General features: G+C 67.5%; 25 protein-coding genes. 10 read left to right on the forward strand and 15 right to left on the reverse strand.

The window, feature by feature from the left end; genetic code table 11:
* Nucleotides 1–220 precede the first annotated feature (220 nt).
* On the forward strand, nucleotides 221–562 hold the full coding sequence (gene arsC / locus M2351_RS09670) for an arsenate reductase (glutaredoxin) (protein WP_264655883.1): 342 nt from the start codon (nucleotides 221–223) through the stop codon (nucleotides 560–562).
* Complete coding sequence (gene prmB / locus M2351_RS09675) at nucleotides 563–1,531, forward strand: 50S ribosomal protein L3 N(5)-glutamine methyltransferase (RefSeq protein WP_264655884.1); 969 nt, start codon at nucleotides 563–565, stop codon at nucleotides 1,529–1,531.
* A gap of 80 nt (nucleotides 1,532–1,611) precedes the next feature.
* Here the strand turns inward: prmB and M2351_RS09680 are convergent, their stop codons facing one another.
* Both M2351_RS09680 and M2351_RS09685 read right to left on the reverse strand, forming a co-directional pair.
* Entirely contained in the window at nucleotides 1,612–3,213 is a 1,602-nt protein-coding gene (locus tag M2351_RS09680; RefSeq protein ID WP_264655885.1) for a hypothetical protein, read from the reverse strand.
* Nucleotides 3,214–3,895: 682 nt separating this feature from the next.
* Nucleotides 3,896–4,486, reverse strand: a complete 591-nt coding sequence (locus M2351_RS09685; protein ID WP_264655886.1) for a GNAT family N-acetyltransferase — start codon at nucleotides 4,484–4,486, stop codon at nucleotides 3,896–3,898.
* Nucleotides 4,487–4,708: 222 nt separating this feature from the next.
* Here M2351_RS09685 and M2351_RS09690 point away from each other — a divergent pair, with 222 nt between their 5' ends.
* Nucleotides 4,709–5,047: a hypothetical protein gene (locus tag M2351_RS09690; protein ID WP_264655887.1), complete on the forward strand. Its 339-nt coding sequence runs from the start codon at nucleotides 4,709–4,711 to the stop codon at nucleotides 5,045–5,047.
* Between the two features lie 25 nt (nucleotides 5,048–5,072).
* Here M2351_RS09690 and pssA read toward each other — a convergent pair whose 3' ends face one another.
* On the reverse strand, nucleotides 5,073–6,008 hold the full coding sequence (gene pssA, locus M2351_RS09695; protein ID WP_264655888.1) for a CDP-diacylglycerol--serine O-phosphatidyltransferase: 936 nt from the start codon (nucleotides 6,006–6,008) through the stop codon (nucleotides 5,073–5,075).
* Nucleotides 6,005–6,703, reverse strand: coding sequence for a phosphatidylserine decarboxylase (locus M2351_RS09700; protein ID WP_406567373.1), 699 nt, complete (start codon nucleotides 6,701–6,703; stop codon nucleotides 6,005–6,007). Before M2351_RS09700 ends, pssA begins: the two co-directional genes overlap by 4 nt.
* A gap of 125 nt (nucleotides 6,704–6,828) precedes the next feature.
* On the opposite strand from M2351_RS09700, the gene M2351_RS09705 reads away from it, so the two are divergent.
* Nucleotides 6,829–7,293, forward strand: coding sequence for a hypothetical protein (locus M2351_RS09705; protein ID WP_264655890.1), 465 nt, complete (start codon nucleotides 6,829–6,831; stop codon nucleotides 7,291–7,293).
* Nucleotides 7,294–7,305: 12 nt separating this feature from the next.
* On the opposite strand, the gene M2351_RS09710 is transcribed toward M2351_RS09705, so the two are convergent.
* The 3 genes from M2351_RS09710 to M2351_RS09720 all read right to left on the reverse strand — a co-directional run bounded on the left by M2351_RS09710 (nucleotide 7,306) and on the right by M2351_RS09720 (nucleotide 9,939).
* Nucleotides 7,306–8,376, reverse strand: a complete 1,071-nt coding sequence (locus M2351_RS09710) for a LysM peptidoglycan-binding domain-containing protein (RefSeq protein WP_264655891.1) — start codon at nucleotides 8,374–8,376, stop codon at nucleotides 7,306–7,308.
* A gap of 175 nt (nucleotides 8,377–8,551) precedes the next feature.
* Entirely contained in the window at nucleotides 8,552–9,454 is a 903-nt protein-coding gene (locus M2351_RS09715) for a c-type cytochrome (protein ID WP_264655892.1), read from the reverse strand.
* The gene (locus tag M2351_RS09720; RefSeq protein ID WP_264655893.1) at nucleotides 9,454–9,939 is read right to left on the reverse strand and encodes a c-type cytochrome; all 486 of its coding nucleotides are present in this window, start codon (nucleotides 9,937–9,939) and stop codon (nucleotides 9,454–9,456) included. Before M2351_RS09720 ends, M2351_RS09715 begins: the two co-directional genes overlap by 1 nt.
* A 160-nt stretch (nucleotides 9,940–10,099) precedes the next feature.
* Between M2351_RS09720 and M2351_RS09725 the strand changes: the two genes are divergently transcribed.
* The 4 genes from M2351_RS09725 (at nucleotide 10,100) to M2351_RS09740 (ending at nucleotide 13,434) form a co-directional block, all read left to right on the forward strand.
* On the forward strand, nucleotides 10,100–10,684 hold the full coding sequence (locus tag M2351_RS09725) for an LOG family protein (protein WP_264655894.1): 585 nt from the start codon (nucleotides 10,100–10,102) through the stop codon (nucleotides 10,682–10,684).
* Between the two features lie 241 nt (nucleotides 10,685–10,925).
* The gene (locus tag M2351_RS09730) at nucleotides 10,926–12,149 is read left to right on the forward strand and encodes an NADP-dependent isocitrate dehydrogenase (protein ID WP_264655895.1); all 1,224 of its coding nucleotides are present in this window, start codon (nucleotides 10,926–10,928) and stop codon (nucleotides 12,147–12,149) included.
* 136 nt (nucleotides 12,150–12,285) lie between these two features.
* Nucleotides 12,286–12,666, forward strand: coding sequence for an oxidoreductase (locus tag M2351_RS09735; protein ID WP_264655896.1), 381 nt, complete (start codon nucleotides 12,286–12,288; stop codon nucleotides 12,664–12,666).
* A gap of 99 nt (nucleotides 12,667–12,765) precedes the next feature.
* A complete protein-coding gene (locus tag M2351_RS09740; RefSeq protein ID WP_264655897.1) occupies nucleotides 12,766–13,434 on the forward strand; it encodes an exopolysaccharide biosynthesis protein in 669 nt (222 codons plus the stop codon).
* A 115-nt stretch (nucleotides 13,435–13,549) separates the two neighbouring features.
* On the opposite strand, the gene M2351_RS09745 is transcribed toward M2351_RS09740, so the two are convergent.
* The 6 genes from M2351_RS09745 to M2351_RS09770 all read right to left on the reverse strand — a co-directional run bounded on the left by M2351_RS09745 (nucleotide 13,550) and on the right by M2351_RS09770 (nucleotide 19,627).
* A complete protein-coding gene (locus M2351_RS09745; RefSeq protein WP_264655898.1) occupies nucleotides 13,550–13,918 on the reverse strand; it encodes a GcrA family cell cycle regulator in 369 nt (122 codons plus the stop codon).
* Nucleotides 13,919–14,093: 175 nt separating this feature from the next.
* Nucleotides 14,094–14,873 carry an anti-sigma factor family protein gene (locus M2351_RS09750; protein ID WP_264655899.1) on the reverse strand — a complete coding sequence of 260 codons (780 nt, stop codon included), beginning with the start codon at nucleotides 14,871–14,873 and terminating at the stop codon, nucleotides 14,094–14,096.
* Between the two features lie 47 nt (nucleotides 14,874–14,920).
* On the reverse strand, nucleotides 14,921–15,454 hold the full coding sequence (locus M2351_RS09755; RefSeq protein WP_264655900.1) for an RNA polymerase sigma factor: 534 nt from the start codon (nucleotides 15,452–15,454) through the stop codon (nucleotides 14,921–14,923).
* Nucleotides 15,455–15,534: 80 nt separating this feature from the next.
* The gene (locus M2351_RS09760; protein ID WP_264655901.1) at nucleotides 15,535–16,980 is read right to left on the reverse strand and encodes an NADP-dependent isocitrate dehydrogenase; all 1,446 of its coding nucleotides are present in this window, start codon (nucleotides 16,978–16,980) and stop codon (nucleotides 15,535–15,537) included.
* Nucleotides 16,981–17,097: 117 nt separating this feature from the next.
* Nucleotides 17,098–17,604 (reverse strand): DUF2867 domain-containing protein, encoded by a 507-nt coding sequence (locus tag M2351_RS09765; RefSeq protein WP_264655902.1) that lies wholly within the window; start codon nucleotides 17,602–17,604, stop codon nucleotides 17,098–17,100.
* A 331-nt stretch (nucleotides 17,605–17,935) separates the two neighbouring features.
* Entirely contained in the window at nucleotides 17,936–19,627 is a 1,692-nt protein-coding gene (locus tag M2351_RS09770) for a methyl-accepting chemotaxis protein (RefSeq protein ID WP_264655903.1), read from the reverse strand.
* Nucleotides 19,628–20,242: 615 nt separating this feature from the next.
* Here M2351_RS09770 and M2351_RS09775 point away from each other — a divergent pair.
* Nucleotides 20,243–20,425 (forward strand): hypothetical protein, encoded by a 183-nt coding sequence (locus tag M2351_RS09775; protein WP_264655904.1) that lies wholly within the window; start codon nucleotides 20,243–20,245, stop codon nucleotides 20,423–20,425.
* A gap of 126 nt (nucleotides 20,426–20,551) precedes the next feature.
* On the opposite strand, the gene M2351_RS09780 is transcribed toward M2351_RS09775, so the two are convergent.
* Together M2351_RS09780 and M2351_RS09785 are read right to left on the reverse strand one after the other, a co-directional pair.
* Nucleotides 20,552–22,549 carry a sensor histidine kinase gene (locus tag M2351_RS09780; protein ID WP_264655905.1) on the reverse strand — a complete coding sequence of 666 codons (1,998 nt, stop codon included), beginning with the start codon at nucleotides 22,547–22,549 and terminating at the stop codon, nucleotides 20,552–20,554.
* Nucleotides 22,550–22,666: 117 nt separating this feature from the next.
* Nucleotides 22,667–23,860, reverse strand: coding sequence for a vWA domain-containing protein (locus tag M2351_RS09785; RefSeq protein ID WP_264655906.1), 1,194 nt, complete (start codon nucleotides 23,858–23,860; stop codon nucleotides 22,667–22,669).
* Nucleotides 23,861–23,967: 107 nt separating this feature from the next.
* Between M2351_RS09785 and M2351_RS09790 the strand changes: the two genes are divergently transcribed.
* Nucleotides 23,968–24,519: an HD domain-containing protein gene (locus tag M2351_RS09790; protein WP_264655907.1), complete on the forward strand. Its 552-nt coding sequence runs from the start codon at nucleotides 23,968–23,970 to the stop codon at nucleotides 24,517–24,519.
* Nucleotides 24,520–24,542: the final 23 nt, after the last annotated feature.

Raw genomic sequence — 24,542 nt, forward strand, 5'->3', positions numbered from 1 at the left:
GAGGCCCGCCCCGGCGGGCCGTCATAACAGCGAGGGCGCAAATTAATACCAAGAGCCGACCTTGTCACGCAGGCGATGTTGCGCCGCAGGGCCTCCTTTCGCATGGCGGAATGGCGCGACGCGCGGGGCGCGTCCGCATGTGGCTTGGCGCGGAACGCAGGGCGCGGTATCTCTCGACGCAGCGAGAATGAGGCCCGCGACCCGAAGAAAGGCCCCCGGCATGACCGACGTCACCATCTATCACAACCCGCGCTGCACGAAGTCGCGCGAGACGCTGGAGCTTCTGCGCTCCAAGGGCATCGAGCCCACGGTCGTGGAGTATCTGAAGACCCCGCCATCGGCCGCCGAGCTGACGGCCATCCTGGGCAAGCTGGGCAAGGGGCCGCGGGACATCCTGCGCGCCAAGGAAGCCGCCGAGGCCGGGATCGCCAAGGACCTGGACGGCGCGGCGCTGGTCGCCGCCATGGTCGCCAACCCCAGCGCCATCGAGCGCCCCATCGTCGTCAAGGGCGACAAGGCCCGCGTCGGCCGCCCGCCGGAAAGCGTTCTGGAGATCCTGTAAGTGACCACAAATTCCCTGGGCATCACCGCCGCGGACGCCGCCGCCGAACTGCGGACCATCCGCGACCTCATCCGCTACGGCGTCAGCCGCTTCAACGAGGCGGACATCGACTATGGCCACGGCACCAGCAACGCCTTCGACGAGGCTGTCTTCATGGTGCTGGAAGGGCTGAACCTGCCGATCGACCAGCTGGAGCCCTATCTGGACGCCCGGCTGACCAGCGCGGAGCGGCAGAAGGTCGCCGGCCTGCTGCACGCCCGCGTCGACACGCGCAAGCCCGCCTCCTACCTGCTGAACAAGGCCTACATCCAGGGCATCCCCTTCTATGTGGACGAGCGGGTGATCGTCCCACGCTCCTACATCGGGGAGATCCTGTTTTCCGGCCTCATCGGTGGCGACGACAGCGGCGATGACGACACCGACGACTTCACGCTGGTGGAGGACCCGACGGCGGTGGAGCGGGTGCTGGACCTCTGCACGGGTTCCGGCTGCCTCGCCATCCTCGCCGCGCGCATCTTCCCGGAAGCGCAGGTGGACGCGGTGGATCTGTCCGCCGACGCGCTGGAGGTGGCGAAGCGCAACGTCGCCGACAGCGGGTATGAGGACCGCATCGCCCTGCACCATGGCGACCTGTTCGCGCCGCTGAAGAACCGCAAGTACGACGTCATCATCACCAACCCGCCCTACGTCGACGCCGACGCCATGGCCAATCTGCCGCCGGAATTCCGGCACGAGCCGACGATGGCGCTGGCCTCGGGCGAGGACGGGCTGGACATCGTCCGCCGCATCCTGAAGGAGGCGCCGAAGCACCTGACGCCGGAAGGTGGCCTGCTGTGCGAGTTCGGCACCGGCCGCGAGATCCTGGAAGCCGAATACCCGGACCTTGACTTCTTCTGGGTGGAGACGGCCAACAGCTTCGGCGAGGTCTTCTGGCTGACCCGCGACCAGCTGAAGGCCGGCGGGAAGTAACCTGGGGTCTTCCGGAACGGCATCGGTTGGGGCTCCCCCCGGCCGGTGCCGTTCGCGTTTCCAAGCATCCCCGGCGGCGGCTACACCACCGGCCGGGAGAAGGCCCGGCAGCAGGTTTTCGTGCCGTCGCGGCACGGCCAGAGCTGGGGGACGTTCTCCCAGATGGGGCCAAGTCGGTCCTGCATCTCGCTGATGGTGCTGGTGGCCCCAAGGCGGCCGGCGATGCAGGCCGTGTGGGCCAACGTGGTGGCCAAAAGCCCAACGTCGCCTGGGTTGGCCCTGAACAGCGCCGGGCGGAAGGCGACGGCGGCGCGGGACACGATGCCGAACACCTGTTCCTTGCTGCTGGAGGCGGCGAGATTCTGCCCGCCCGTTTCGGCCATCCGCCACGACACGTTCAGCAGGGAAGCCAGGAGCTTCTCCACCTCGGCGGTCGTGCCGATCTCCAGCGGAGTCCGGTCGGCGAAGGTCACGTCGAGGATGGCGAAGCAGCGCGGCAACAGGACGCCGGCGACCGCCATGCCGACCGCCAAGCGCGCCTTTTCGATGCGCTTCACGAAGGCGTTGTCCTTGCGCATCTTCACCACCCGGTTCAGATGCTGGATCTGCCGATCGACCCCCTGGATGGTGGACAGGATGGTTGCGGTCAGGGCCGCGAATTCCGCGTCGTCCGTCGCCATCTTGCGCCAGCGGGAGACGTCGGTGACGAAATCGCGCGCCCCTTTCTCGATGCTCGACACAAGGAAGTCCATCACCGCGCCGAAGGGTGGCCGCTCCAGCTTTTCCGTCATTTCGTGCCGGACGACCGGCGGTGCGATCGTCAGGATGATCGCCCGGTCCTTCAGGTCGACGGACAGCTGGATCAGGAGGAAATGGGCGTAGGCCTTCGCGTCTTCCGACAAGGTGGTGAGGACGCGGTACAGCGCGTCGATCTGCTGCTCGTCGACCTCCCAAACCGGCTTTTCCCGCGCGGACTGGAAGAAGATCAGGTCGGTTTCGTCATCGCTTCGGTAGAAGACCGCCCGTTGCGCGTGGAAATACCAGCGCGCCATGGTGAAGCAGCCGGCCAGCGCGTCCAAGCCGGCGGCGACATGGTCCAGGGACTGGCCGCTGGCCTTGGCCAAGGCCGGTTCCCAATCCGGTCGCTTCGGTGAGCGGAGCAGCCGGCTGACCGCTTCGGCGGCGTCGATGGTGACGAGGATGCGGTCTTCCGGAGTGGTGGCCCGCGCGTAATCGTCCTTGAATCCGTTCCATTGCGGCAGTTGCGCTTCGACCAGTCCTTCGGTGACGCGGATCAGCGGCCGTGCGATGTGCCAATGCGCGCCGGGAAAATGCTGGATCTTGTCGACGAAGAAATGCTCCGCATGGCGGCACAGCCGCCGCCACAGGGTGGGTGTCCGCGGAGCCTGTTCGCGGCGCAGCGCCGGCCGCAGCGTGGCGAGGAGCTGCTGCCGGTCCAACCCCTCGCACAGGGCGTCCAACTCCCCCCGCTCGACGCTCCGTGCCAGCGTGACGACCGACCGCCCGTCCATTTCACCGAAGAGCTTGTCAAGCTTATCGAGATGGTCGCGGGTGAAAGCGAAGGTCCGTTCCCGCGCTGGCGACGGCCCATCCAACACCAACGCGGTGTTCTTGCCGCGACCGTGCGGAAGCCGGAGGATTTTCAGCAGCGTTTTCTTCATCAATGAAAACCATGGCCAAAGGCGTTTTCGTTTGTCTCCGCCCACCCGTCTTTTTGATTTTTGGAAATCACGGATTTTCTTGATTTCTATCGAAAATGACAACCACAAGATGAGATAAAATCATACACAGAAAACCTTAAGATTAAATAGCGTTCATGTCTTTTTCCGGTCGCATTATTGCGTCTCTCTCGAAAGTAAATTTTTGGTTAATCGTCCTGGTGCGTCAAAACATCTTCACGATGATCGTCTTCAGCCCCACGGTAATTTCCGACGATGGGGACGTCAACAATCCACAAAGGATATTCATTCGCAATATGCTTGATCGGACGCAAAGAATTGTTCGATCACAAACATGATAATCTTTGACCATCCGGATCGCAAAAATCGCGAACCAGAGCAAGTTCAAGGAATTTTGCGGAAAATTGAACGATCCGGAGCAACAGGTCCGGCGGCGTTCGACAACGCTTGATCCTGGACCATGCGGCTATTGGTCTCATGCGACCACCTCATCCGGCCGCCGCCCGAAGCACTGAATGTCTGTCGCGACCGGGTCCGCTCAGACAGCCGGCGCATGAAAAGTTTCATGATCGGCCGGCCGTATGCCCCTTTCGCACATGGCTGCGCCATGTGCTGTCGGGTTTGAACCGAAGGCGTTTGATGGAAGCCGTCGAACTCCTTCGGTTCAAACCCGCCGCCGAAGCAGCAGGCTTCCACCCCGGTGCGGCAAACGTTCGTGCCAGGGGACATCGGCGCGGGCGACCTCTTCGAAGCCTTCTGCGGCGTAGAGCCGCTGCGCCTCCGTGTTGTCGGCCCAGACATGCAGGGTGACGCGGTCGAACCCGCCGGTCCGCGCCCGCTTGTAAACCCAGGCGAGCAGACTGCGGGCGATGCCTCGGCGGCGCCAGTCCGGATCGACCGCCAGGGCCGACAGGAAATAGCTGCCCCAGTCCTGGGTCCGGCTGAAATCGGCCATGTGGGCGAGCCGGTCCGGCGGCAGGCCGGTGTAGTCCTGCGCCCTCATCCAGTCCACCGGGTAGGCGTGGGCAACCCCCACGATCCGCCCATCGGCCTCCGCCACGCCGGAATGACGGTGCGAGAAGGAGCCGGACGATCCCGCCAGCCCCGGCACCAGCATCTCCGCCGCCGTCAGGCCGGGCACCAAGCCGTCCAGCAGGAATTCGTAGACACCGCCGCCGGCCATGTCGATCAGCCGCGCCATCTCCGGCGCGTCGTCGGCCATGGCCGGGCGGATGATCCGATCCGAGTGATCCATCGCGTCTGTTCCGTCCTCGTCCCGTCGGCGTGGCGGAGAGATTGACCGCCCGCTCGTTGCGCCCTATGCTCCCCGGCATGTCTGGACGTCACCTTACCCTGGGTCTGCGAATTAGCAGCCCGGTTCTCGCCTGAGAGCCGGGGTTTTTGCTCGTCCGCTGTTTCCGACCCAACAGACAGGGGCCCAATCCACAGGCCCCCAATCCACAGGTAAGCGTGAACCATGACCACCGTCATGCTGGCGGCCCCCGCCGCTGAATCCCGTCCGACCGACCCCAACCGCTGCGTCGCCTTCGCCGTGGAGGCCGATGCCGATCCCGGCACCCTGCCGCGCGTGCTGGAACTGTTCGCCAAGCGCGGCCTCGTCCCGCTGTCGCTGACGAGCCATCTGCTCGGCGACCGTCTGGCCGTGGAGGTCGAGGTCGTCGGCATGGTCCAGGCCGAATCGAACCACGTCGGCAACTGCCTGCGCCAAATCCCGATGGTGTCGCGGGTTTCGGTCATGGACCGCACCGTTCCCGCCGACCTGCCAGCCGAAGATCTGCCGGCCGCCGCGGACTGAGCGGCAGCCAACAGAGCCACTGTGGTCAGTCGGTCGTCGTCTTCGCCTCGGGCGAGGACGCGGCCGGGCCGGGGCGGAGCGCGTCAGCCTCCGCGGCGTCGGCCCCCGCGCCTTCGGCGACGACCGGTTCCTCGACCGCCTGCATCATCTGGGCGGCACGCTGCAGCTTGCGGAACTGGGCGATCGAGAAGGGCAGGCTCGCCATATAGACCAGCCCGACGAAGGCCAGCGTCCACCAGGGCTGGCTGACCAGCGAGGCGGCGAGCAGCCCGACCCCGACCAGCGCCGGCACCACATAGTGGGTCGGCACCCGCATGCCCTTGCCGGAGAAGGTCGGCAGCGTGCTGACCATCAGTCCGCCGACGAGCAGGGTCCAGGGCACGACGATGGCCGGATGGCCGGCGACCGCCGGACCGGCCTCGAACCCGATGACCATGGGCAGCACCGCCAGCCCGGCGCCCGCCGGGGCGGGGACGCCGGTGAAGTAGTTGAAGGCCCAGGGCGGCAGGTCCACATCGCCCAGCCGCGAGTTGAAGCGCGCCAGCCGCAGCGCCGCGCACACGGCGTAGGCCATGGCCGCGATCCAGCCCAGGCTGCCCGCTCCGTTCAGCGCCCACAGGTACATCATGAAGGCCGGGGCGACGCCAAAGCTGATGACGTCGGACAGGCTGTCCAACTCCGCCCCGAACTTGCTTTGCCCGTTCAGCAGGCGGGCGATGCGGCCGTCCAGCGCGTCGAAGACCGCGGCGATGACGATGCACATCACCGCCTGCTCCCACCGCTCGTGCATGGCGAAGCGGATGGCGGTCAGGCCGGAGCACAGCGCCAGCACCGTCAGGACGTTCGGCAGCAGGTGGTTGATCGACAACCCCTTCAGCCGCGGGTGGGGCCGCCGGGCGCGGCGCTTGCGGAAAACGCCCGGCTTGAAGACCGGCTGCTTGAAGACGGGCGGCCGTTTCATCGGCGCACATCCCCCTGTCGTTGCGGCTCGTCGGAAGTCAGGTCGGCCAGGATCGTCTCGCCGCCGATGGCCGTCTGCCCGACGCAGACCAGCGGCATCACGCCGTCCGGAAGGTAGACATCGGTGCGGCTGCCGAAGCGGATCAGGCCGAAGCGCTCACCCGCCTTCACCTCCTGCCCGGCCTTCACCCAGTAGAGGATGCGGCGCGCGACAAGGCCGGCGATCTGCACGTAGGCGATCTCCCGCCCGTCCGGCAGGCGGTGGCGGAAGGCGGCGCGCTCGTTCTCCTCGCTGGCCTTGTCCAGGGCGGCGTTGACGAATGTCCCCTTGTGGTACTCCGCCGCCACCACCGTGCCGTCGGCCGGCACGCGGTTGACGTGGACGTTGAAGACGTTGAGGAAGATGCTGACGCGGGTGCGCGGCTGGTCGCCCATGCCGAGTTCCGGCGGCGGGACGGCCTGCACGATCATCGTGACGCGGCCGTCGGCCGGGCTGACCAGCAGGCCGGGGCGTGTCGGCGTCACGCGGTCGGGGTCGCGGAAGAAATACGCGCACCACAGGGTCAGCACGAGCCCCAGCCAGCCGAGCGGCGCTGCCACCGCAAGCCCGAGGATCAGGGAAACCACGGCGAAAGCGGCGATGAAGGGCCAGCCGGCGCGGTGGATGGGGACGACTACGGTATCGATGGCGGACATCGCCGGAACTTTACCCTCGGATCGTTTGGAGCGGCGCATTCTAGACGCCCTCCCCCGCCCTTTACAGAATTTTAGCAGGCGAGGCGGAGACTCAGGACGTCAACCACAGGAATGAGCGAGCCCCCGTGTCCGTTCCCGCCGCCCGCCTTCAGGCCATGCCGTCGCTCGCGGAGGTCGCGCAGACGGCCCTGCCCTTCAGCCCCGGCTCCATCAGCATGACGCCGGAAGGCGTGCTGGGCATCGCCAAGCCGCCGCGCCCGGCCCGCCTGCACTTTGTGGCGGAGGGGCTGCCCTTCAGCATCGCCGTCAGCTTCGACGGGGAGAAATCCTGCTCGCAGGTCTGGGCGGAGGTGGGGCACATCCCCTACACGGCGCAGTCCCCCGAACGCCGACGCCATCTGCTGGCCGTTCTGCGCGCCATCGAGAACCTGCAGCACGTGGCCTTCGTGGTCCAGGAAGGGCAGAAGATCCTGCTGTTTTCGGAAAAGACGTTCGACGGGCAAGCGTCGCCGGAGGATCTGATCCACCAGACCGTTCTCGCCGTGCAGGAGGCCCGCCCGTTCCTAAAGCTGCTGGGGCCCTATCTCTGAGCCGCAGGCCGTTCAGTTCGACACGGGAAGCGCGAAGATCTGGCCGGGGTAGATCAGGTCCGGATCGCGGATCCGGTTGCGGTTGGCTTCGTAGATCAGCGTGAACTGGACGCCGTGCCCGTAGGTGGCGCGGGCGATGCGCCACAGGCTGTTGCCGGGCTGAACCACCATCGACCGACCATCCGGCAGGTTGGCAGGGACTTCCGACACCTGCACGGGAAGCTCGACTCGGGCGGTCACCTTTCCCGAGTCGGTCACCTGGTCGGCGCGCAGGGTGTAGACACCGGGGTTGACCGGACGGTCGGGGCTGAGGCGCCAATGCCCGTCCGGGTCAGTGGCCGCCCGGCCGACCAGCAGGTTGTCGAGGTAGAGCTGAACGGCGCTTCCCGGCTGCGCCCGGCCGCCCATGGCGACGTGCCCCGCGGCGTCGTAGTCCATGCTTTCGACCGACACGCCGCCGGGCGGAACCGGAGGGGACACCGACAGGCCGCGCGTTGCGGGCACGTCCGACTTCGGCACCTGGAGAACGGTGCTCGGCCCCACGCCGTCGCGCGGCACGGCAACGGCCAGCGGACCAGCCAACGGACCATTGGGCTGGTCGGAGGAGGCGCCGCCGGGCGCCGGTGGCGGGTCCGGAACCATGACGACCACCACCTTGTCCGCCGGAGTCGGGTCGGCCTTGCCGGGCGCCTTTTCCGTGAGGCTCAACTCGCGCGATCCGGGCGACAGCGGCTGGTCCGGCAGAAGCACCCATTCGCCCCGCCCGTCGGCGGTGGCCGACCCGAGCGCCTTCTCCCCGTCGCGCACGACCACCGAGGAGCCCGGCGTGGCCCGGCCGGCGATGACCGTCGCGCCGTCGGGCGCCACGCGCACGATGTCGAAGCGCGGCCCGGCCGGCGTTGCTGCTTTCTGGTCGGCGGGCTTTACCTCGGCTGGCTTGGCGGGGACCGGAACGGTGCCCAGGGCCACCGGCGTTCCGGTGTTGCCGCCGATTGGTGACGCGGGAGGGGTCAACGACACGTAGGCGGCCGCCCCGACGGCCAGCACCGTCGCGACACCGCCGATCAAGAGGGCCTGGTTCACCGGATCACCGCTGCGTCATCGCCGGCCCGATCGCCGACGAATCATACGATAGCAGAACAAATCACACAAAAAGAACACCGCCGATGGATCCGGACGGTACCCGCAAGGTCGATCAGCACCGCCTTCGCGCCCACTTGGCGCGCCCATTCGGGGTCCAAACTGGAGGCAGTTCCGGTCAGGGCGGCGGGCCGATCGGCGGCAACGATTGCAGGTAGCCGGCGACGGCAGCGCGGTCGTCCGCCGTCAGCTTCGAGGTGGAGTTCCGCACCACCTCCGCCATCGCGTTGCCGACGACGTCGCCTTCGGGTGTCAGCCCCGTTTCCAGCAGCAGGGTGATGTCGCCGGGAGTCCAGCCGCCGATGCCGAACCGAGGCTGCGGCGTGATGTTGGGCACCTTGTCGCCGTTCGGCCCCTTGGGGTTGCCAGCGAGATAACGGTCGGCCTCCGTCCCGCCGAAAGTGGTCCGCGGCGTGTGGCATTCCCCGCAATGGCCGAGCGCGTCGACCACGTAACGCCCGCGGTTCCAGTCCGGCGGCTTCGCCGGATCGTCGGGGCGCGGCCCGCGGTTGTCGAAGTACAGCCACTGCCAGCCGGCCAGCAGGAACCGCCAGGAGAAGGGCATCGACAGGTCATGCGGCCGATTCGCGGCCGCGACCGGCTCCCGCGAGAACAGATAGGCCTTGAGATCCAGCAGGTCGCGGTCGGTCATCCGCGTGTAGCTGGGGTATGGGAAAGCCGGGTACAGGTAGGAGCCGTCCGGCGCCCGGCCCTCGCGGAAGGCGCGGATGAAGTCCGCGTCCGACCAGCGGCCGATCCCGTGCTCCGGGTCCGGCGTGATGTTCGGCGGGTAGAAGGTGCCGAAGGGAGTGGCGAGCGCCCTCCCCCCGGCCAGCGGCTTGCCGCCGCCCTTCTCGTCGGTGTGGCAGCCGAGGCAGCCCGCGGCGTTGAACAGGTACTCGCCGCGCTTCACCGCGTCCGCGTCGGCCGCCCGTGCGTCCGCACCGGGCAGGCCTGCGGCGGCGGCCAGCGCCACCGCGGCGACCATGACGACGGCTGTTGCGGAGGCCCGAAGGGACATCACTGCTTCTTCTGGCGGAAGTCTTCGTGGCAGTTGGCGCAGGCCTTGGAGACGCCCTGCATGGCCTGGGCGATCTGCGCGCGGTCGCCGGCGTTGGCGGCCTCGGTCAGCTTGGCGGTCGCCGGCTTCAGGCCGTTCCAGTACTCCACCGCCTTCGGCCAGTTCTGCCACAGCTCCGGCTTGGCGTGGCTGTCGGCGGTGCCGATCGCGGTGCCCTGGGGGAAGACCATGGCGGGGTCCTTGGACGACGCTTCGGTGATGGCGGCCACCGCGGCCTGGACGTCGGCGGCGGACCCGGCCTCGCCCTTCACGAACTTGGCGATGGTCTGCATCCCGCCACCCATGCTCTTCATCGTCTGCTCACGCTGCTTCACCAAGGCCGCCGGATCGGCGTCGGTCGCGGCCGCGCCCAGCCCGCCGAAGCCAAGATACAGGAACGTGGCAACCGAACCGGCCGCCAGAGCGTTGATCACGCGCGAGTCCATATGGTCCCTCCCGATGGATGATGCCTCACGTCCAGGTAGACGCTGGGGGCGGGGATGTTATTCCCTTGTCCCAGCAGTGCCCGGGCAACAAAAATTTCGCCAGCCACGGAAACGAGAGCTCAACCAAAGCGGAAGCCCAATTCATACAAAGGGGTATGCGATGAAGACCCTGACGTCCGTTTGCGTCTACTGCGGCTCCTCCAGCCGGGTCGCCGATGTGTACAAGGACGCCGCGCACAGCTTGGGCGAGGGGCTGGCCCGCCACGGCATCCAGCTGGTCTACGGCGGCGGGCGGGTCGGGCTGATGGGCATCGTCGCGGACGCCGCCCTGGCGTCCGGCGGCTCCGTCGTCGGCATCATCCCGGAGCACATCCAGTCCGCGGAGGTCGAGCATACCGGCCTGACGGAACTGGTCGTCGTGGACAGCATGCACACGCGCAAGCGCATGATGGTGGACCGCTCCGACGCCTTCGTGGTGTTGCCAGGGGGCTTCGGCACGCTGGACGAAAGCTTCGAGATCCTGACCTGGAAGCAGCTGCGACTGCACGACAAGCCGGTGGTCATCGTGGACGTGGACGGCTACTGGCGCCCGCTGCTCGGGCTGGTCGACCACATGATCGCGCAGGGCTTCGCGCACAGCGGCCACAGGGCCCTGTTCACCGTGGTGGATGAGGTGGACGACGTTTTCAACGCATTGGCGCATGAACCGGAGCCGTCCCTGAAGATCCGGTCACAAAAACTCTGAAAACGGGCAAGTGGTAAGACCAGATCCGGCCGTCCGTGTCACTTTCCCTGCGACATAGGGTGATTTCGTCTCCTCGGGTCCTTTCTTTCGGCGGTGGCCCGGTGCTATATAACCGCGATCCGTTTCCGTCCGGGGAGTCGGGATCCCGCCCCAGGCGGTAACCCGACCAACGCGCACCGGTCCGCGCGTCCGGCGTCCAAGGAAAAGACAACCCCTACCCGTTCGGGGAGAACTCGCACCCATGACGAAGATTAAGGTAGCCAATCCGGTCGTCGAACTCGACGGCGACGAGATGACGCGCATCATCTGGCAGTTCATCAAAGACAAGCTGATCCTGCCGTACCTGGACATCGACCTGAAGTACTACGACCTGGGCATTGAGAACCGCGACAAGACGGACGACAAGGTCACGGTCGAATCCGCCAACGCGATCAAGCAGTACGGTGTCGGCGTCAAGTGCGCGACCATCACCCCGGACGAGGCGCGGGTGAAGGAGTTCAACCTCAAGAGGATGTGGAAGTCGCCGAACGGCACGATCCGCAACATTCTTGGCGGCACCGTCTTCCGCGAGCCCATCGTCTGCTCGAACGTTCCGCGCTACGTGCCGGGCTGGACCAAGCCGATCATCATCGGCCGCCACGCCTTCGGCGACCAGTACAAGGCCACGGACTTCGTCGTTCCGGGCAAGGGCAAGCTCACGATCAAGTGGGTGCCGGAAGGCGGCGGCGAGGCGATCGAGCACGAGGTCTTCGACTTCCCGGGCGGCGGCGTCGCCATGGGCATGTACAACCTGGATGAGTCGATCGAGGGCTTCGCCCACTCCAGCTTCATGTACGGCCTGGAGCGCGGTTACCCGGTCTACCTGTCGACGAAGAACACGATCCTGAAGGCCTATGACGGCCGCTTCAAGGACATCTTCCAGAAGGTCTTCGAGGAGCACTACGCCGCCCAGTTCAAGGCGAAGGGCCTCGTCTACGAGCACCGCCTGATCGACGACATGGTCGCCTCGGCCCTGAAGTGGGAAGGCGGCTTCGTGTGGGCCTGCAAGAACTACGACGGCGACGTGGAGTCGGACGTCGTGGCGCAGGGCTTCGGCTCGCTGGGCCTGATGACCTCGGTGCTGATCACGCCGGACGGCAAGACCGTGGAGGCCGAGGCCGCCCACGGCACGGTGACCCGCCACTACCGCGAGCACCAGAAGGGCAAGGAGACGTCGACCAACCCGATCGCATCGATCTACGCCTGGACCCAGGGCCTGTCCTACCGCGGCAAGTTCGACAACACCCCGGACGTCGTGAAGTTCGCCGAGACGCTGGAGCGCGTCTGCGTCGAGACCGTCGAGAGCGGCTTCATGACCAAGGACCTCGCCATCCTCATCGGTCCGGAGCAGCCCTGGCTGACGACCAAGCAGTTCCTCGACAAGCTGGACGAGAACCTGCAGAAGAAGATGGCTGCCTGGGCGTAACATTTCGTCCGGTGCGACTCCTCGTCCCGGTCAAACGGGATGGTGTGTCGATGTAAGATTGCGGCGGGGGGCCTCGGCTTCCCGCCTTTTTCTTGCGCAAAGCGCACCCGCATCGAACAGGAGTCGGGACGACCCGATGGCCAAGGACATCTTCCGCATCGCCGTGATCGGCGCCGGCGAGACCGGTACGCCGCTGCTGAACAAGCTGCTCGACGCCCCCTTCGTGGAGCTGCTGGGCGTCGCCGACCTGGACGCCGAGGCGCCGGGCATGCGCCTCGCCCGATCCCGGGGCGTGGCCACCACGACCGATTTCATGGACTTCGCCCGGCTTGGGGAAGCGGTGGACGTGCTGATCGACGTGACGGGCGTCGCGGCGGTGCGGGAGGCGCTGCGCCAGCACATGCAGGACAGCGGGAACCACCACACGCTGATCGTGCATGAAACGGTCGTCCAGCTGATGCTGTCGCTGCTGGGCGGCCGGCTGGTCCAGCTGAAGCACGGCGTCGAGGATTACTGACGGGCAGGATTGCCGGAAGGCAGGATCAACATCGGCCCCTTTCCCGCCGGGCGCCATCGCACCACATCCACGGCCAGGACAAGGGATCGGGGATGGGGAATGGAGTCGAAGGATTCAGGAGCGGGTGATCGGGGTGCAGCTGATCGGGGTGCAGCTGATCGGGGTTCCGGGGACCGGCCCACGGCGTCCGCGCTGCTGAAGCGCCTGCGGGGACGGATCAACGGGGACAAGCCGACGGTGGGCGAGGTGTTCGGGCACCTCGGCGACCGTGCGCCGGGCTTCCTTCTGCTGGCGCTGGCGATCCCGGCGATCGTGCCCACTCCGGGGTTGCCGGCCGGCTTTCTGTTCGGAACCGTGCTGGCCGCCGTCGCCCTTCAGATGATCGCCGGGCGGGACCGGCTGAGCGTGCCCGGCTGGATCGGCCGGCGCCGGGTGTCGCGCGGAACCCTCGACAAGCTCGTCGACAAGGGAACGCCGGTGATCGAGCGGGTGGAACGCACCCTGCGGGCGCGTCATCCGGCGCTGACGCGGGCGCGCGTCCTGCGGCCGCTTGGTGCCTTCGTGCTTCTGATGGGAGTGTTGATCGCGCTGCCCATCCCCTTCGGAAACACCCTTCCGGGGCTGGCGGTCCTGGTCACCGCCCTGGGGCTGATCGCGCGCGATGGGCTGGCCGTGTTGGCCGGGATCGGCCTGGGTGCCGTGGCGACGGGCGTTTCGGTCGCGCTGGTCGCCGGAGCTTGGTGGGCCGTCTCGGCGGCACCGGCCTGATCGGACCGGCTTCCTTCCAGCGGCCGGCCGGGCGTCCATCGTCGGAGCACCCGGCTACCGGATCATGGCATCAATCCATTTGCCCATTGGGCTTGCTGGGCCCGTCAGGCGTTCGTCAGGCCGCGCCGACGCTGCGGTCCTCGTCGCGCTTCTTGCCCGAGGAGGCCGGCTGGTAGGCAACCGCGGCGTGTTCCGCGCAGTAAGGCAGGCCCGGCAGAGAGGGCTTGCCGCAAAAGTGGAAGTCCTGGTGCTTCGGATCGCCAACTGGCCACTTGCACATGCGCTCGGTCAGGGCGAGGATCGTTGCACCGCGGGTGGGCTTCTTCTTGATCGGCGACGGCCTGCCCGACAGACCGAGACGATGTGCCTTTCCAATGACGGCGTTGCGGGTGATGTCGCCCAGGATGTCCGCGATTTCACTCGCGCTCAGGCCCTGGCCCCAGAGGTCCTTCAGCTGCTGAACTCGTTCGTCCGTCCAACTCATCCCCTGTCTCCCGTGGTCCGAAAACCGGTGCCCTGATGAACCATTATGTCTTTCGACCAGACGGCCGTTTTCCATAAGGCGCAATATTTTGTGCCAACTGGGGGCAAAGCTACCAGATGGCCGCATTGAGGGATAGGGGGCTTGCGCAACATTCCTGTGCATAAGTCTGTGGGTCTTATGAGTTCAACGCTCCGTACACCTCCTCGGCTATGTTCGAAAGGGTGACGCGATCGAGGTCGCCCGTTACCGCCCAGGCCAACCCATTGTCCCTCCAGTAAAAAGCTTGGACGTTGCCGTCCTGGGCAAACCGGAAGGACGTGTCCGATCCATTGGTGGACGGCCGGACGTAGAGCGTGATGCGGCGACCCGCCGCATCCTGGTACATAAGCTGGGCGGCTGGTCCCTGCGCGTCGGACAGCAGCCGCCCGCCCACCAGATCATAGCCCTGGGCGGCCAGGCGCGGAGCCCGCAACGGCTTGCCCAGGCGTTTCGAAAGCCAGCCCACCAGATGGGCTTCCTGGTCGGCCCCGACCTCCACCGGGTGGCGGACCTCCACCACGAAGACACGGTGCGCGGCGACCGCATCCGCGACGAAGGCGGCGCTTCCGGTTCCATACCCCGTCCAGCCGTGCGCCAGCCAGCCCATCGCCCCACCGGCCAGGAACACCAACAGCGAGGCGGCGAGTGCCAGCGCCCAGACCGCCACGCGGCGTTTCGGCCGGACGACCGCCCCGGTCGCCATTCCGGCCGGCGGCGCGAAGGGCTGCGCCAGGGTGTCCGGCAGCGAGCGGTCGAGCAGCGGGCCAAAGGATGTGCTGAGCATGGCCCGCTGGGTGCGGTAGCGCTCGAACCGGCGAGCGTCCTCCGGATTGTCGGCGAGGTGGCGTTCGACGTCGTCGCGACGGTCCTCGGGCAGTTCGCCGTCCAGCCAGGCGTGCAGGTCGCCCTCGGTCACGGGGGCACCCCGACCAGCGCCGCTTCCCGCTCCATTTCCCGCGATCATCACTTGATCCTCCTCACCACCGTCTCCTCGCCGCCGTCCAAAAGGACGCGCAAGCGCTCCCGCGCGCGGGCGAGCCGGGACATCACCGTGCCGACCGGCACCTCCAGCACCTCCGCCGCCTCGCGGTAGGACAGCCCTTCCATGCCGGTCAGCAGCAGGATGGTCCGGTGCTCCTCCGACAGCTGGCCGAAGGCGCGGACGAAGTCGCGCACCGACCCGCGGTCAGCCGGCTCCGCGCTGAGCGCAAGGTCGTCGGCGAGGTCCTCCACCGGCACCTCGGCGCCGCGCCGTTTCCGCCAGCGCAGGCCGGAAACGTGCAGGTTGTGCAGGATCGACAGCAGCCAGCCGCCGAGCCGGGACACGTCGCGCAGCGCGTGCCGGTTGGCCAGCGCCTTCTCGACGCAGTCCTGGACGAGGTCGTCGGCGTCGGGCAGGTTGCCGACCAGGGCGGCGGCGTAGCGCCGCAGGCGCGGCACCTGCGCGGCGATGGCGCCGGCATCGACGGCTGTCGAGGAAGGGTCTGGCGGGGGCATGGTGCGGCGGCGCTCCCTGGGAAGGTCGTCCTGCCATCCAGGACGCCCGTGAGGCGCCGATTATTCCACGGCTTCGCCCTTCACGTCGCCGAAAAGCCGGATTTGCCGTCGAAGTTGCACAGGTTCTCGGTCTGGGTGAAATCCAGCCCGTTGCCGGCGAGCCGGCCCAGCAGCTCCACGATGTCGCCGTGGGTCACGGTGGCGCCGTCGCGGGCGGAGAAGCGGCAGCGCCAGTGGTCGGTGTAGAAGGCGTCGGCGTTGCCGTCCGGCCAGACCTTCTGGGACCGGTTTGAGATGCTGGCCAGCTCCAGCTCCGGCGTGGTCAGCGGCTGCACCAGCCCGGCCAGTTCGTCCGGGCTGCCGCCCGACCAGTGCAGGAAGACGTCGACCCCGACCAGCTCCTTCAACGCGATGCGGCGGGGCGACAGGCGCACGCCGGATTCATAGGCCGGGCGGGCGGTGACCGCATAGCCGACGCTGGGCAGCGTCACCGGCATCTGGCCCAGCCGCTCCACCACCGCCTGGGCGAAGGCCTGGGTGCCAACGCGGCGGCGGCTGACTCCGCGGGTGAAGATGTCCACCGTGTGGACCCCGTCCTCGATGGTCTTGAGCCAGGCGTTGTGGATGCGGGCGGCGACGTCGCCCTGGCCAATGTGGACCAGCATCATCACGGCGGCCATCAGCAGGCCGGAGGGGTTGGCGATCCCCTGCCCCGCGATCATCGGGGCGGACCCGTGGATCGCCTCGAACATGGCGCAGGCGTCGCCGACGTTGGCTGAGCCGGCCAGCCCGACGGAGCCGGTGATCTGGGCGGCGATGTCGGACACGATGTCGCCGTAGAGGTTGAGGGTCACGATGACGTCGAAGCGCTCCGGCTGGTCGGCCAGCCGGGCGGCGCCGATGTCGACGATCATGTGGTCGGCCTTGATCTCCGGATACTCGGCGGCGATCTCGTGGAAGATCTTCAGGAACAGGCCATCCGTCATCTTCATGACGTTGTCCTTGACGAAGGCCGTCACTTTGCGCCGGTGGTTGGCGCGGGCGTAGTCGAAAGCATAGCGCACGATGCGCTCCGACCCCGGGCGGGAGATCAGCTTCACCGACTGGATCACGTCGTCGGTCTGCCGATGCTCGATGCCGGCGTAGAGGTCCTCCTCGTTCTCGCGGATGATCACCACGTCCATGCGCGAATGGCGGGAGCGGACGTAGGGATGGTAGGCCACGCAGGGCCGCACGTTGGCGAACAGCCCCAGCGTGGTGCGCGCGGTGACGTTCAGCGACTTGTTGCCGTAGCCCTGGGGCGTGGTGATCGGCCCCTTCAGGAAGACGCGGGTGCGGCGGATCGAGCCCCAGCCCGCGGCGTCGAGCCCGCCCGCGTGGCCGCGGCGGTAGACCGCCTCGCCCGCCGGAACCTCTTCCACCTTCAGGCGGGCGCCGGCGGCGTCCATCACGAAGAGCACGGCGTCCGTGATCTCGGGGCCGATGCCGTCGCCGCGGGCGACCGTGATGGGGGTGATTTCGCGCATCCACACACTCCAGAGGGAACGCGCGACCCTAGTCGAAAATCCCCTGGACGTTCAACATGCGCGCTCCGCCGGAGGTGGGCGGCGCGGTGACGCGGCCCCGGCATGAGACGCCGCAAATCAGCGCGAGCGCAATCGCCGGGCGACGTTGCGGGCCATAACCGTGACAATCAGGCGGTGAAAGGGCTTCACCACGGCGAAATAGCCGGTGCCGAGCCCGTTGTTGATTTTGACGATGGTGGAAACGGCAAGGCTGTTCCCCCGCTCCCCCCTTTGCAGGAGCAGCGAGACCCGGAAGTCGAGATGCCGGTCGTCCTCCCCGAACACGGCCTCATCCCCGGTCAGGGCAATGATGCGGAACACGCCGATGGACTGCCCGACCTGGAAGGGCGGCGCGATGTCGGGCGCGCCCATCGGCCCGGTCTTCAGCCCCAGCGGCGTGACCAGCGCGTTGCGCAAGGCGAGCAATCGGTCGACCCACCGGGGGGTGGAGGCGAAGAAGGCCGGGATCACCTCGTCAATGCTGACGGAGGCCGGGCCGATGTCCACGACGCAGGAGTCGCGATAGCCATAGTGCGGCGCATCCTGCGTCAAAAGGGAGGCTGCGGGGATGGTGTCTTGGATCATGCTCGCCTCGTTGTCCGGGGCCAGTGCAGCAAAGCGGCAGCTTAGAACACAGGGCGACATGGCCGAGGGATGGGGCAAAAGGCCGCGAGGGTAATTTCAGGCGGGCGCCGGCGGCGTCCATCACGAAGAGCACGGCGTCCGTGATCTCGGGGCCGATGCCGTCGCCGCGGGCGACCGCGATGGGGGTGATTTCGCGCATCCACACACTCCGAAGGGAGCGCGCGCCCCTGGTCGAAAGCGGCCCCGGAGTTCAATGGACGGCGGTCAACCACCCCGGGCGGCGGGGTGACGCGCCCCCGCCGCCCCTTCAGTGCCATTCAGGCGGTCCCGTTCAGGCGGCGCGGATGCCGGCCAGGAAGCGCTCCACCTCCGCCCGCAGGTTCTCCGACTGGCGGGACAGCTCGCCGGCCGCCCCCAGCACCTGGGTGGCGGCGGAGCCGGTCTGGGTGGCGCCCTCGCTCACATCGGTGATGTTGGTCGTGACGAGATGGGTGCCCTGCGCGGCTTCCTGGACGTTGCGGGCGATCTCGCCGGTCGCCGAGCCCTGCTCCTCGATGGCAGAGGCGATGATGGTGGCGATCTCGTTGATGGTGCCGATCGTGTCGCCGATTCCGCCGATTGCCGACGCCGCACCGCTGGTCGCCTCCTGCATCGAGGCGATCTGGCCGGCGATCTCGTCGGTGGCCTTGGCGGTCTGGTTGGCGAGGTTCTTCACCTCCGACGCCACGACGGCGAAGCCCTTGCCGGCCTCCCCGGCCCGAGCTGCCTCGATGGTGGCGTTCAGCGCCAGCAGGTTGGTCTGGCTGGCGATGTCGGTGATCAGCTTCACCACGTCGCCGATCCGCTGCGCCTGCGCCACGAGTCCCTGGACACGCTCGTTGGTCTGCTGCGCCTCGCTGACCGCCAAGCTGGCGATGCTGGTCGAGCGCGACACCTGCCCGCTGATCTCCGTGATCGAGGCGGTCAGTTGGTTGGTGGCCGACGCCACGGTCTGCACGTTGACCGACGCCTGCTCGGCCGCCGCCGCGGTGCCCGCCGCACGGCCCTTGGTCTGGTCGGCGGTCGTCAGCATGCTCTGGGCCGTCGCCTCCAGCTCCGTCGCGGCCGACGCCACGGTGCGCAGCATGCCCGAGACGTTCGCGTCGAAGGTCTCGACCAGCCGCTCCAGCGCCTGCGCACGCTGTTCCTTGGCGCGGCGTTCCTCCTCCTCCGCGGCCATCATGCGGTCGCGGTCGACGGCGTTCCTCTTGAAGACCTCCACGGCCTTGGCCATGCCGCCGATCTCGTCCCCGCGGTCGAGGCCGGGGATCGCCACGGAGATGTCGCCGGTCGCGAGGCGCGCCATGGTGTCCGTGATCCCCGCGACCGGACGGCAGATGCCCGCGCGCGAAACCATGACGCCCAGCAGGATGGCCGCCAGCGTGCCGCCGCCGCCGACCGCCAGCATGATGGTGATCATGAGGTTGTAGAAGTCGTCCAGGTCGTCGTTGGCCTTCTGGACGACGGCCATGCTCTGCTTGGACACCACCTCGATGTCCTGCCCCAGCTTGGTGCGGACGGCGCGCGCCTCCGGAGTGTCGCCGGCCTTGCGGGCCATGTCGGGGCTCACCTCGGTGCCCACGCGGGCAACCTCGTTCCGGCTGTCGATGAAGCCCTGCGCACTCTTGCGGATGTCCGCGAGTTCGGCCCGGCGGTCGGGCGGGGTCAGGTTCTCCCAATTTCCGAGCAGCTGACGCATGGTGTCAGTCGAGGCGCGGATGCCCTTGGCGAAGGGAACGGCCTCGTCGGTCGTCTTGGCGGCGTAGATGCCGCGGCTGTCCATAACGACCTTGAAAATCAGCCCATTGACCTGCTCCGCGATCAAAGCCCGCTGCGACAGGTTCTGGATCTGGTCGACCTTCTGATCATAGATCTGCATGCCGTAAAGGCCGACGCCCCCGACGGCCATCGCGACCACGGCCAGCATCGCCACCACGCTGTAGATTTTGGCGCTGATGCCGATCCGCGCGAGAACAACCCCCATGCCCCTCGTCCCCCTGTGACGCCCTATCACGTTTGTGTACGAATAGGTTTTGAGGCCGGCGCAAAGGCGCACAAGAGACAACCGACCAGGATTCCATCGCGCATCCATCCTGTTGCTGAAAAGCACCAGAATCGAAGGAAGAATGGCCCCATCCCGCTTTGCGACCACCAGCATCGCCACAATCAAAACATTCCTACCGAAGTCGGCAGCCTCGCCGGCGGCGGCGCCCGGAGCGTTGGGTGAAACGTTATGAAACACCGTGAAACATGAAATGCGATGATGTTGCACGCGCCCTGACCGCCAAAAATTCGAAATCATAGGATTTATATCCTTGTTCTCCCACCGAGGCAATGGTGGAGAAATTGGTTGCTTGAGAAACCATCAGCGTAAAACGCTTTTACGCTTCGCAGCGGTGAATGTGCTCAAAGCCTCATAAAGCTTGATGCGGAGACACAAGCGAGCACCAAACCACCACCTTTTTGCAAGAATAGCATACATAATTTGTTAACCCGGACAGGGCGATGTTCGTACCACGCACACAGAGTGGACGAGGGAGCGCCACGCTCCTCCGCCGATGTTCCGTTCAAGGTACGGAAGAACAGAGAGATCCGGGCGATGGACACGATGATGACTGTGAATGAAGGCATGGCTAACCGTCAGGCCGCTCCCCATGACACGCTTTCGCTGCTGCGCCGCGTCGAGGCGCATCTCGCGCGCCACATCGACGTCGTCGGTGGCGCGGCGGCGGCCCCGACGACGGCCGAGTTGCTCGGCGACGTTCGGGCGATCCTCGACTGAGCGAACCAGCTTCAGTTTGGTGATGCCGTGAAAGAGCCCGGTCCTTCCCGAAGGACCGGGCTCTTTCACGTGCGCTGCCGCAGAGCGGGCCGACTGTTCATTGGCCAGCTATTCATTGGCCAGCTGTTATTGGATGGTGAGCCGCCGCTCCACGGACCCGGCCCGCCGTTCCCACTCCACCGGCACGGACAGCACGAAGACGGCCCCGCCCCCGTCGCGCGGGTGGTGGGTGACGGTGCCGCCGTGCAGGTCGGCGATGGTCCGGACGAGGGTCAGGCCGATGCCGGTGCCGGGGACGCCAGCGCTGTGGGTCCCGCGGTAATATTTCTCGAAGACGCGCCCCACCTCCTCCGCCGGGATGCCGGGGCCGCGGTCGGCGACGGAGAGGACCAGGGCAGCGCCCTCCTGCCCGGCCGTCAGGTCGATGGCGGCGTCGTCGGGGCCGTAGCGGCGGGCGTTGTCGAGCAGCACGTCCAGCGCGATGCCAAGAAGGTCGGGGTCGGCCGTGCAGGTTTCCGGCAGGCCGGCGATGTCCGCGACGATGGCCGAACCGAGGCTGCGCTGGCGGTCGATCACGCGCTGGACCATCGATGCCGGGGCAAAGGAAGCGATCTTCACCGGCAATTCCTCGTCGACGCGGTCGCCGGCGAGGCAGGTCTCGATCAGGTCGATCACGCGCCGCACCGAGCGGCGAATCAGGGCCAGGCGGCTGCCCACCCCGTCGCGCTCCGTCGGCACCAGCCGCTCCAGCATCTGCACCGAACTGTCGATCACCGCCAGGGGCGTCTTGAATTCGTGAGTCGCCATGTCGAGGAAGGTGCGCAGGCGCTGGCGCGCCATCTGTTCGCCGGCCAGCGCGCGCTCGATGTCGCGGGTGCGCAGGGCGACGCGCTCCTCCAGGCGGCTGTTCGCCTCGCTCAGGGCATGGGCGTGGCGGCCCCGCTGCACGAACAGGACGAAGACGAGGCCGAGGAGAAGCGCCAGCACCCCGATGAAGACGAGCCCGATCATCGCCTCGGCGAAATGGGCCTCCAGGATCGACGGCTGGCGGAAGCGGACCTCCGTGCCGGGCGGTAGCGCGCGCTCGTCGATGCCCCAGCGGCGCAGCTGCCGCCAGTCCACCACAGGCTGCGAGGAATAATGCTCCTCCGCCGGCTCCGCCCGTTCCGACGGGCCGTCGGCCAGAAGCCGAAGCGCCGCCTGGGTGGCGACACGCCCGGCGATGCCGGAATCGTTGACGTAGCCGCCCACAACCCCGGTGCCGACGCCGGTGCCGATGTCGCTGTCGAACAGCACATAGACCGGCGCGGACGACACCTGGGCCAGACGCGCCGCCACCGCGTCGGGCCGGTAATGGCGGCCGGTCCGGTCCACCGTGACGTGGGTGTAGAGGACGATGCTGCCGGGCGGCAGGGCGGCAAGGCGGCGCTCCAGCTCCTCCACGGTCAGGTCGTGGAGGTGTTCGACCGCCATCGGGCGGGCGGGATTTCGGGCCAGCGCCGTGCGGGCGATCCGCGCGAGGTGATGCGACGGCGCCGTGTCGTCGGACACGATGACCAGCCGGGTGGCGGCCGGGTTCTGGGCCAGCGCCATCTCAACCGTCTGGTCGATGTGCGGGCCAGTCGTCACGCGCACCGCGACCGCCGTGCCGGCGGCACCCAGAATGTCGAAATTCGGGAAGATGCCGACGACCGGCGCGTCGCCGAACAGCGACCGCCCATGCTCCGCCACGAACCGGATGGCCGGCGCCCCGTCGGCGATGATCACGCGGGGGTGGGCGTCACGGTACTTGACCCGCAGGAACTCCGCCCAGGCCTTGTCGTCCGGCCGGTCGGGAAAGCGGACGCGGTCGAGCATCTCGACATACAGGTTCACCGGGTCGCCGCGCACGGCCAGCTCCTCCCGCGCGGCGTCGAGCATCGCCTCGGTCCAGCTGACGGTCAGGCTGAAGGAGGAGATGAACAGGACGCCGCCGGCCTCCGCGTGCGCCGCGCGCGAAAGCCCGCCCCCCAGCGTCATCAGAAAGGCGAGCGCTCCCAGCAGGACCGGCAGGACGGTCGCCCGCAGGCACACGGGCCAGCCCCGCCCGCCGCGACGGCACACCGATAGGAAGAAAGGCTTCATGAGGCTGACGGCTGGGATTATTCGCGCGACCGGCGCATACCCCCGCACACTATGGGAACGCCGGAACGCTTTCCAAAGGAAAAGCGCGGACATTCGTCTACGGGCGATTGTGTCGCGTCACCGCAGCAGCTCCCGCATCGCCGCGTCCAGCCCTTCCAGGGTCAGCGGGTACATGCGGTTGTCCATCAGGCGTTGCAGGATGCGCGTGCTCTCCGTGTAGCCCCAGTAAGGCTGCGGCGTCGGGTTCAGCCAGACGGCCCGGCTGTAAACCGACAGCAGGCGCTGCATCCAGGCCTGCCCCGGTTCCTCGTTCCAGTGCTCGACGCTGCCGCCGGCGTAGACGATCTCATAGGGGCTCATGGCCGCGTCGCCGACGAAGACCAGCTTGTAGTCGGCCGGATAGGTGTGCAGGACGTCCCAGGTCGGTGTGCGCTCGTCATGGCGGCGGTGGTTGTCGCGCCAGACGCTCTCGTACACGCAATTGTGGAAGTAGAAGTGCTCCAAGTGCTTGAACTCCGTCCGGGCGGCGGAGAACAGCTCCTCGACCAAGCGGATGTGGTCGTCCATGGACCCACCGATGTCCAGGAACAGCAGCACCTTCACGGCGTTGTGCCGCTCCGGCACCATCTTCAGGTCCAGCCAGCCGGCGTTGCTGGCCGTGGCGCGGATGGTGCCGGGCAGGTCAAGCTCGCTGGCCGCCCCGCTGCGGGCGAACTTGCGCAGGCGGCGCAGCGCCACCTTGATGTTGCGGGTGCCGATCTCGACCTGGTCGTCCAGGTTCTTGAACTCCCGCTTGTCCCACACCTTCACGGCGCGGCGGTTGCGGGATTCGTGCTGGCCGATGCGCACCCCTTCCGGGTTGTAGCCGTAGGCGCCGAAGGGCGAGGTGCCGGCCGTGCCGATCCATTTGGAGCCGCCCTGGTGCCGGCCCTTTTGCTCCGCCAGTCGCTGGGCCAGCGTCTCCATCAGCTTCTGCCAGCCGCCGAGCGCCTGGATCTGCGCCTTCTCCTCGTCGGTCAGGAAGCGCTCCGCCAGCTTGCGCAGCCATTCCTCCGGCAGGTCGACGACGGGGATTTCCTCGCCGCTCTCGCCCCCTTCGGCCGCAAGTCCCTGGAAGGTCCGGCCGAAGACGTGGTCGAAGCGATCCAGGTTGCGCTCGTCCTTCACCAGGCAGGCCCGGCTGAGGTAATAGAAGTCATCGACGCGGAAGGCGGCGACGCCGCGCTTCATGGCCTCCATGAGCGTCAGGTACTCGTTCAGCGAGACCGGCACGCCCGCCTTGCGCAGCTCGAAGAAGAAATTCGTGAACACGCCGTCCCTCCGCCCGTCCCATTCATCGTAGCGCCGACCCGCCCGGAACGCCAAGCCGGGAACGCCAAGCCGGGAACGCTATGCCCGGAACTCCAGCCAGGTAGATTATGACCGCACTCCTCGACTTCGCCCGCGCGCTGGAATTCGCCGCGCACAAGCACATCGACCAGCGCCGCAAGGGCGTGCGCGCCGAGCCCTACATCAACCACCTGTCGGAGGTGGCGTTCCTGGTCGCCGAGGCGACGGAGGGCAAGGACCCGGTCGTCGTCATCGCAGCATTGCTGCACGACACGCTGGAGGACACCGACGCCAGCTACGAGGAGATCGAGCGGCATTTCGGCGCGGAGGTCGCCAGCGTGGTGGCCGAGACAACCGACGACAAGCGCCTGCGCAAGGCGGAGCGCAAGCAGCGGCAGATCGACACCGCCCCCACCGCCTCCCCCCGCGCGAAGCTGGTGAAGCTGGCCGACAAGGTGTCGAACCTGCGCTCCATGGCCTACAGCCCGCCCGCCGACTGGCCCCTGACCCGCAAGGTCGAGTATTTCGAATGGGCCCACGCGGTGGTCGGCGGCCTGCGCGGGATCAACCCCCGGCTGGAGGCCTTGTTCGACCGCGCCTACGAGGACGGGCTGGCGGAACTGCGCGGCGACGGCGTGTAGATCCGTTTCCGGCCAAAGCGTTG

It is taken from the genome of Azospirillum canadense (genome assembly GCF_025961225.1).
Taxonomy (GTDB): domain Bacteria; phylum Pseudomonadota; class Alphaproteobacteria; order Azospirillales; family Azospirillaceae; genus Azospirillum; species Azospirillum canadense.

Coding starts and splice junctions, on each gene's coding strand:
- arsC (WP_264655883.1), top strand. CDS start 221: ATGACCGACGTCACCATCTATCACAACCCGCGCTGCACGAAGTCGCGC.
- M2351_RS09680 (WP_264655885.1), bottom strand. CDS start 3,213: ATGAAGAAAACGCTGCTGAAAATCCTCCGGCTTCCGCACGGTCGCGGC.
- M2351_RS09685 (WP_264655886.1), bottom strand. CDS start 4,486: ATGGATCACTCGGATCGGATCATCCGCCCGGCCATGGCCGACGACGCG.
- M2351_RS09690 (WP_264655887.1), top strand. CDS start 4,709: ATGACCACCGTCATGCTGGCGGCCCCCGCCGCTGAATCCCGTCCGACC.
- pssA (WP_264655888.1), bottom strand. CDS start 6,008: ATGAAACGGCCGCCCGTCTTCAAGCAGCCGGTCTTCAAGCCGGGCGTT.
- M2351_RS09700 (WP_406567373.1), bottom strand. CDS start 6,703: ATGTCCGCCATCGATACCGTAGTCGTCCCCATCCACCGCGCCGGCTGG.
- M2351_RS09715 (WP_264655892.1), bottom strand. CDS start 9,454: ATGTCCCTTCGGGCCTCCGCAACAGCCGTCGTCATGGTCGCCGCGGTG.
- M2351_RS09720 (WP_264655893.1), bottom strand. CDS start 9,939: ATGGACTCGCGCGTGATCAACGCTCTGGCGGCCGGTTCGGTTGCCACG.
- M2351_RS09725 (WP_264655894.1), top strand. CDS start 10,100: ATGAAGACCCTGACGTCCGTTTGCGTCTACTGCGGCTCCTCCAGCCGG.
- M2351_RS09730 (WP_264655895.1), top strand. CDS start 10,926: ATGACGAAGATTAAGGTAGCCAATCCGGTCGTCGAACTCGACGGCGAC.
- M2351_RS09735 (WP_264655896.1), top strand. CDS start 12,286: ATGGCCAAGGACATCTTCCGCATCGCCGTGATCGGCGCCGGCGAGACC.
- M2351_RS09740 (WP_264655897.1), top strand. CDS start 12,766: ATGGAGTCGAAGGATTCAGGAGCGGGTGATCGGGGTGCAGCTGATCGG.
- M2351_RS09745 (WP_264655898.1), bottom strand. CDS start 13,918: ATGAGTTGGACGGACGAACGAGTTCAGCAGCTGAAGGACCTCTGGGGC.
- M2351_RS09755 (WP_264655900.1), bottom strand. CDS start 15,454: ATGCCCCCGCCAGACCCTTCCTCGACAGCCGTCGATGCCGGCGCCATC.
- M2351_RS09760 (WP_264655901.1), bottom strand. CDS start 16,980: ATGCGCGAAATCACCCCCATCACGGTCGCCCGCGGCGACGGCATCGGC.
- M2351_RS09765 (WP_264655902.1), bottom strand. CDS start 17,604: ATGATCCAAGACACCATCCCCGCAGCCTCCCTTTTGACGCAGGATGCG.
- M2351_RS09770 (WP_264655903.1), bottom strand. CDS start 19,627: ATGGGGGTTGTTCTCGCGCGGATCGGCATCAGCGCCAAAATCTACAGC.
- M2351_RS09775 (WP_264655904.1), top strand. CDS start 20,243: ATGGACACGATGATGACTGTGAATGAAGGCATGGCTAACCGTCAGGCC.
- M2351_RS09780 (WP_264655905.1), bottom strand. CDS start 22,549: ATGAAGCCTTTCTTCCTATCGGTGTGCCGTCGCGGCGGGCGGGGCTGG.
- M2351_RS09790 (WP_264655907.1), top strand. CDS start 23,968: ATGACCGCACTCCTCGACTTCGCCCGCGCGCTGGAATTCGCCGCGCAC.